Source organism: Tabrizicola sp. (genome assembly GCF_022842145.1).
Classification (GTDB): Bacteria; Pseudomonadota; Alphaproteobacteria; order Rhodobacterales; family Rhodobacteraceae; genus Tabrizicola.
Map to the genome: position 1 here is coordinate 1 of NZ_JALHQD010000001.1, position 6,116 is coordinate 6,116.

At 65.5% G+C, this 6,116-nt stretch carries 5 protein-coding genes and 1 pseudogene; 3 read left to right on the forward strand and 3 right to left on the reverse strand.

Annotation, left to right across the window (positions count from 1 at the left end; translation table 11 throughout):
• Nucleotides 1–485: pseudogene (locus tag Q0C42_RS00005) on the reverse strand (bifunctional salicylyl-CoA 5-hydroxylase/oxidoreductase); the annotation flags it as partial.
• Between the two features lie 157 nt (nucleotides 486–642).
• Here Q0C42_RS00005 and Q0C42_RS00010 point away from each other — a divergent pair.
• Genes Q0C42_RS00010 through Q0C42_RS00020 form a run of 3 tightly spaced genes read left to right on the forward strand, consistent with a single transcriptional unit; the run spans nucleotide 643 to nucleotide 4,091 of the window.
• Nucleotides 643–1,767 carry a 3-hydroxyacyl-CoA dehydrogenase gene (locus Q0C42_RS00010; protein WP_295070172.1) on the forward strand — a complete coding sequence of 375 codons (1,125 nt, stop codon included), beginning with the start codon at nucleotides 643–645 and terminating at the stop codon, nucleotides 1,765–1,767.
• Nucleotides 1,764–2,939 (forward strand): acetyl-CoA C-acyltransferase, encoded by a 1,176-nt coding sequence (locus tag Q0C42_RS00015; RefSeq protein ID WP_295070175.1) that lies wholly within the window; start codon nucleotides 1,764–1,766, stop codon nucleotides 2,937–2,939. The genes Q0C42_RS00010 and Q0C42_RS00015 overlap by 4 nt, the downstream gene beginning before the upstream one ends.
• Before the next feature lie 51 nt (nucleotides 2,940–2,990).
• Complete coding sequence (locus Q0C42_RS00020) at nucleotides 2,991–4,091, forward strand: hypothetical protein (RefSeq protein WP_295070178.1); 1,101 nt, start codon at nucleotides 2,991–2,993, stop codon at nucleotides 4,089–4,091.
• Between the two features lies 1 nt (nucleotide 4,092).
• Here the strand turns inward: Q0C42_RS00020 and galE are convergent, their stop codons facing one another.
• Both galE and Q0C42_RS00030 read right to left on the reverse strand, forming a co-directional pair.
• Complete coding sequence (gene galE, locus Q0C42_RS00025; protein WP_295070181.1) at nucleotides 4,093–5,079, reverse strand: UDP-glucose 4-epimerase GalE; 987 nt, start codon at nucleotides 5,077–5,079, stop codon at nucleotides 4,093–4,095.
• Nucleotides 5,080–5,094: 15 nt separating this feature from the next.
• Nucleotides 5,095–6,116 (reverse strand): calcium-binding protein (locus Q0C42_RS00030; RefSeq protein ID WP_295070183.1); only part of this gene is annotated, 1,022 nt, incomplete at its 5' end.

Below are 6,116 nucleotides of genomic sequence, written 5' to 3' on the forward strand. Positions count from 1 at the left end.
AACTTGCACAGCCGCGTGTCTATGTCGGGCTGGAACACCTCGGCATATTCGCGCCGCACCAGAGAGTTGATGCCGTCCGTCGCCACCACCAGGTCGTATTCCTTACGGTACTCCTCGGCGGTACGGAACTCGGTCTCGAACTGCAAGTCGACGCCAAGCTCGCGTGCCCGGGCCTGCAACAGGATCAGCAGCGTCTTGCGGCCGATCCCGGCAAAACCGTGCCCACCCGACACGGTGCGGACCCCGTCATGCACAACGGCGATGTCGTCCCAATAGGCGAAATTGGACCGGATCGCCTCGGTCGACTGCGGGTCGTTCTTCTGCATCCGCCCCAGTGCATCATCCGACAGCACCACGCCCCACCCGAAGGTATCGTTGGCCCGATTCCGCTCCAGCACCGTCACCTGATGCGAGGGGTCCCGCAACTTCATCGAAATCGCGAAATAAAGGCCCGCTGGCCCGCCCCCAAGGCAAAGAACCTTCACCTGACCCTCCTTGAATTCAGGACACGAGTCCCCGACCTCCAGAGCCTGCCATCCGGGTCAAATAATTTCAAGCTTGAAATTTCCAGCTTGAAATTGTGTCGCAGGGGTGCAGGATGGGACATCAGCCTTACGGTGGAAGTGCGTCAGAAGTTCAATGTTGAACCCGCCCACAATTGGTGTCGTCGGTCTTGGGACGATGGGCCTTGGCATTGCCCAGGTCTTTGCGCAGGCCGGCTTTCCGGTGATCGCGACGGATGCGCAGCCTTCGGCCCGGAACAGCGCCCGTGACCGGCTGTCGGACTCGCTACAGCCCCGCGTTGCTGCCGGGAAGCTATCCGAAGCAGACTGCGACCGAACGCTGGCCGACCTGAGCGTGGCAACCGACCTGGCAGCCCTTGCACCCTGCGCACTGATCATCGAGGCCATCGTCGAGAAGCTTGACGCCAAGCGCAGCCTCTTCGCGACGCTGGAAGGCGTGATTGAGCCATCTGCAATCCTTGCGACCAACACCTCTTCGCTCCCGATCCACGCCGTCGCCGAAGACCTCCGTCATCCGGACCGCGTGCTGGCGTTGCATTTCTTCAACCCGCCCCCCGCAATGAAACTGGTGGAGCTGGCCCCGCACGCGACAACCGCCGCGGACACAATCGCCCGCGCCCGCGCCTGGACCGAGGCAGCCGGCAAGACAGTCATCCTTTGCCCCGACCGGCCCGGCTTCATCGTCAACCGGTGCGCGCGACCCTATTACGGCGAGGCGCTGGCGCTGCTGGCCGAGGGGCGTGCGGCCAGCGAAATCGACGCGGCCATGATGGCAGCGGGATACAGGCTTGGTCCCTTCGCCCTGATCGACCTGATCGGCGCGGACATCAACTTGGCGGCGACTGAAGGAATGCACTCTTCGATGGGTGGCCATCCCAGATATCACCCCTTCGATGCCCTCAAGGCACAGGTCGCCAGCGGACATCTCGGCCGCAAAACCGGACGCGGTTTCATCTTCCCAGAACCACCGCACAACCCCCCACCCGACGCCGGGGCCATCGTGCTGCGGATCGAGGCCATGCTGGTGAGCGAGGCGCACTGGCTTCTCCACGAAGGCGGTGTCACCTCCCAAGGCATCGACACCGCCATGCGTCTTGGGCTGAACTTCCCTCATGGACCGTTCGACGCCCTTGCCCGTCACGGCCGCGATGTCATCCTGCAGGAACTTGCCCGCTGTCGCGCCGCCGCGCCCGATCCACTGAAACCCCGCTACGACCCCGCACCGGGTCTGGAGGCGACATGACCGACGTCTTTCTCTGCGCCCACCGCCGCAGCCCGATCGGGCGCTATGCGGGAGCACTTGCGCAGATCCGTCCTGATGATCTTGCAACACTGGTCATCGATGGCCTTCTCGATCTTCATGACGTGCCGGTTGACGAAGTGATCTTCGGCTGCGCCAATCAGGCTGGCGAGGACAACAGAAACGTCGCCCGCATGGCGGTTCTGCTGTCGCGACTGGGGCCGTCGGTCCCGGCAATGACGGTCAACCGCCTGTGTGCCTCGGGCCTCGACGCCGTTATAACCGCCGCCCGCACCATCCGCGACGGGGCAGCCGACATTATCATCGCCGGTGGCGTCGAAAGCATGTCCCGCGCTCCCTTTGTCATGCCGAAGGCTGAAACACCTTTCGCCCGTGCGCCCGAGATTTTTGACACCACCATCGGCTGGCGGTTCGTCCATCCGCGGATGGCGCAGCTTTGGGGGACCGACGCCATGCCGGAAACCGCCGAGAACCTCGCCGCCGAGCACCAGATCAGCCGTGAAGATCAGGACCGCTATGCCCTGCTTTCACAGAAGCGCTACGACGCCGACTGGCATGCCCAGGACATCCTCTCAGTGACCATCCCCAGCCGAAAGGGCGATACGGTGGTGACTCTGGATGAACATCCCCGGTCCACCACGCTGGATAAACTTGCCGGCCTTGCCACCCCGTTTCGCACGCCCGGCACCGTGACAGCCGGGAACGCGTCGGGTGTAAACGATGGCGCCGCCGCCGTCCTCCTGGCCTCGGCCGCCGCCGTTCGTCAGTTTCAGCTCACCCCGCTTGCTCGCATCGGCGCCGCCGCCTCGGGCGCAGTCGCACCGCGCATCATGGGTATAGGCCCGGTAGAAGCCGCCGCCCGCCTTGCAACCCGCACCGGCCGCGCCGCACAGGATCACGAGGTAATCGAGCTGAACGAGGCCTTCGCCGCCCAGGTCCTCGCCTGTACGCGGAGCTGGGGGATGACGGATGACGACAGCCGGCTGAATGGCAGGGGCGGTGCAATCGCGATGGGGCACCCGCTGGGCATGTCTGGTGCCCGCCTTGCCGGAACTGCTGCCCGCCGTCTTGCTGAAAGCGGCGCGCGATCGGCGCTGGTCTCTCTCTGTGTCGGCGTGGGCCAAGGTGTGGCCATGGAACTTCTGCCCGCCTGATCTTGCACCGGACTGTCGGCGAGGGCTACCTTTCCCGGAAAAGGACCCGCCATGACCCACAGTCTCTCTGCCCGCGGTATCACGCTGGACTTCCTGCCCCGTGGAGGGGTCCTGCAGCATTTCAGCGTAACCGACGAAGGGGCGACCGTGGCACCCCTGCACCGCGCTCCCTGGACGGCAGCCGAGGTTCCCGACGACGCCCCGCCGCACCAGGCCTGGCTGGCAGGCGATTTTCTGGCCGCCCCCTTCGGCCCCGGTCCCGATGGTTTGCATGGCCTGCCCGCGAACGGGACCTGGCGCATCTTGCCTTCTGATCCCGGAACCCTTCGTGCGGTGTTGGACGGTGCCGTCCAGGGCGCAACCGTCATCAAGGAGCTGTCACTGGAGGACGACCACCCATTCGTCTATCAGCGCCACCTCTTCATCGGCGGAACTGGCACACTCCCGGTTGCCAATCATGCGATGGTGGCGCTGCCGAACGGCGGAAAGCTGTCTTTCTCGCGCAAGCGCTGGTGGGAAAGCCTTCCCGAGCCGCTGGAGACGACGCAGGGGCGGTCCCGGCTGGCCTATCCCCGTCGTGCCGAAGATGCCGCCGAATTCCCGGGCGCCGACGGCGGCACTGTGAACCTGCACGACTACCCGTGGGGCGAGGTGCATGAAGATTTCGTCTCGGGGATCGAAGACCCGGCTTCCTCCCTCGGCTGGACCGCCGTGGTGCGTCCAAAGGAAGGCGACCTCTTTCTCTCGCTCCGCAACCCGGCGCAGCTGCCGATGACCATGCTCTGGCATTCGAACGGCGGGCGCGACTACGCGCCATGGAACAGCCGCCACAAGGGATGTCTCGGCGTCGAGGAAGGCGTCGCACTGCCGATGCTGGGGATGTCGGCAAGGGAAACTCCCGATCCGTTGACCGCCGCCGGGCAGCCCGGACTGCTACAGCTGGACAGTTCAGGGACCGTCGATATCCGCCACGCCATCGGGGCCTTCGGATGGCCTTCCGGTCAGTCCGTTGCGGGCGTGATGCTTGAGGGCGACGTGCTGACCGTTACCGGCGATTGGGGGGCCGAACGCAAGCTTCCCTTGCGTGGCGGATGGCTTGGCCTCGCTGCTGCTGCCAAACCGCGAAAGCACATACTGGACTGGGATCTCTAGATTAGGCGTCGTATCCCGGCTTCTGAGCCCATGCCCAGGCATCGCCAATCATCTGCCGCAAGGTGGACCGCTGGGGCTCCCAGCCCAACTCCTCGATTGCCTTCGTCGTGGAAGAGACCAATGCCGCCGCATCGCCGGCCCGTCGGCCGCCGATCACCACCGGCACCTCCCGGTTGGTGACAGCCCGACTGGCGTCGATCACCTCACGCACCGAAAATCCCCGCCCGGTGCCCAGGCAGAAGACAGCGTTGCCCTTGCCGTCCAGCAGTCGCTTCAAGCCAAGAACATGGGCATCGGCAAGATCGCTGACGTGGACATAGTCACGGACGCAGGTGCCATCGGCCGTGGGGTAGTCCGTTCCAAAAACGGTCAAGGCCGGTCGCTTGCCCGCGACTGCATCCAGCATGAGCGGGATAAGATGTGTCTCCGGCAGATGCTGTTCACCGGCTTCTCCTTCAGGATCGGCACCAGCCACGTTGAAATAGCGAAAGATGACGTGTGAAATCCCGCCGGACTTGCCAAAGTCTTGTAGCATTTGTTCAATTGCCAGCTTCGATCCGCCATAAGCGTTGATAGGTCGCTGTGGGGTTTCTTCCGTCAGAAGAACACCATCCTGATCGCCATAGGTGGCGCAGGTCGACGAGAAGACGAAGTTCCGCACACCGGCTGCCGCACAGGCTTCCAGCAGGTTCAACGCGCCACCGACGTTGACCCGCCAGTACCGCCCGGGGTCCTGCATCGACTCGCCCACCAGCGAAAGAGCAGCGAAATGCATAACAGCTGCGGGTCGATATTCAGCCAGCGCCGCATCGATGGTGGCCCGGTCCATCAGGTCGCCCTGCACCAGCGGCCCCCATTTCACTGCCGCTTTCCATCCCGTCGAGAGATTGTCGAAGACAATTGGCTCGAACCCGGCCCGTGCCAAGGCCTTGCAAGCATGCGACCCGATGTATCCCGCGCCACCTGTCACCAACACCCTGATCGCCATCGAACCCGCCGCGCCTCACATGAAAAGGATGTCGTCCGAGAGCAGGTTTGCGTTAAAAATTCCATGAATGTCCAGAGTATTCCCGTTGCCAAAGTCGAAGTGCAGGCCCGTCTCCGTAACCGCTGCCCCTGTAAGCAGGCTTGCCACCGCGGGCGCTGTGCCCTGCCACAATGCCCGGTCCAGCACGATCTTGTCCTCCATATCGCGGAAGTCGGCCACAATGTCCGCGCCCGATGCAAATACGAAGGTGTCGGCTCCCGCCTGTCCTGCCAGCCAGTCATCGCCCGACCCGCCCTCCAGCCGGTCATGCCCGAGCCCGCCGTCCAGCGTGTCGGCCCCCGCGCCACCGATCAGCGTGTCGTTGCCGTCCTCGCCCAAAAGCCGGTCGTCGCCCTCGCCGCCCTCCAGCCGGTCGCCGTCGCGTCCGCCCTGCAGAAGGTCGTTGTCCGCCCCGCCGTAAAGCGTGTCCCAGCCGTCGCCCCCGACCAGCGTATCGGCCCCCGACCGCCCCTCCAGGAGGTCCTGCCCCGCCATCCCCAGAACCAGGTTCGCCTGCCCGTCGCCGGCAAGCGTGTCGTGCCAGGCCCCGCCCTGCAGACCCTCGATCCCGATGAACTGATCCCCCAGCGCCTCCCCCGTCGAAAGGCCCGGCGTCCCGAGGTCGACCCGGATCGATCCGCTTTCCAGGTAGGAGGCAAGGTCCAGCCCCGCGCCCCCCTCCAGCCGGTCCGCCCCGAGCCCCCCTATCAGCGTGTCGTCCCCCGCCCCGCCGTCCAGCGTGTCGTGGCCGCCCCGGCCCGCCAGAAGGTCGCCCCCCTCCAGACCCCAGAGCGCGTTGCCCCAACCGTCGCCCCCCAAGGTGTCGCCGAAGCCCGACCCCTCCAGATCCTCGATCCCCACCAGCACGTCGCCCCGCGCCTCGCCGCTGTTCCAGGCCCCGTTGGTCAGGTCCGACCACACCCCCGCGCCCGCATCGGCGTGGCTGACCAGATCGCGCCCCGCGCCCCCCTCCAGACGGTCCGCCCCCGCTCCGCCCA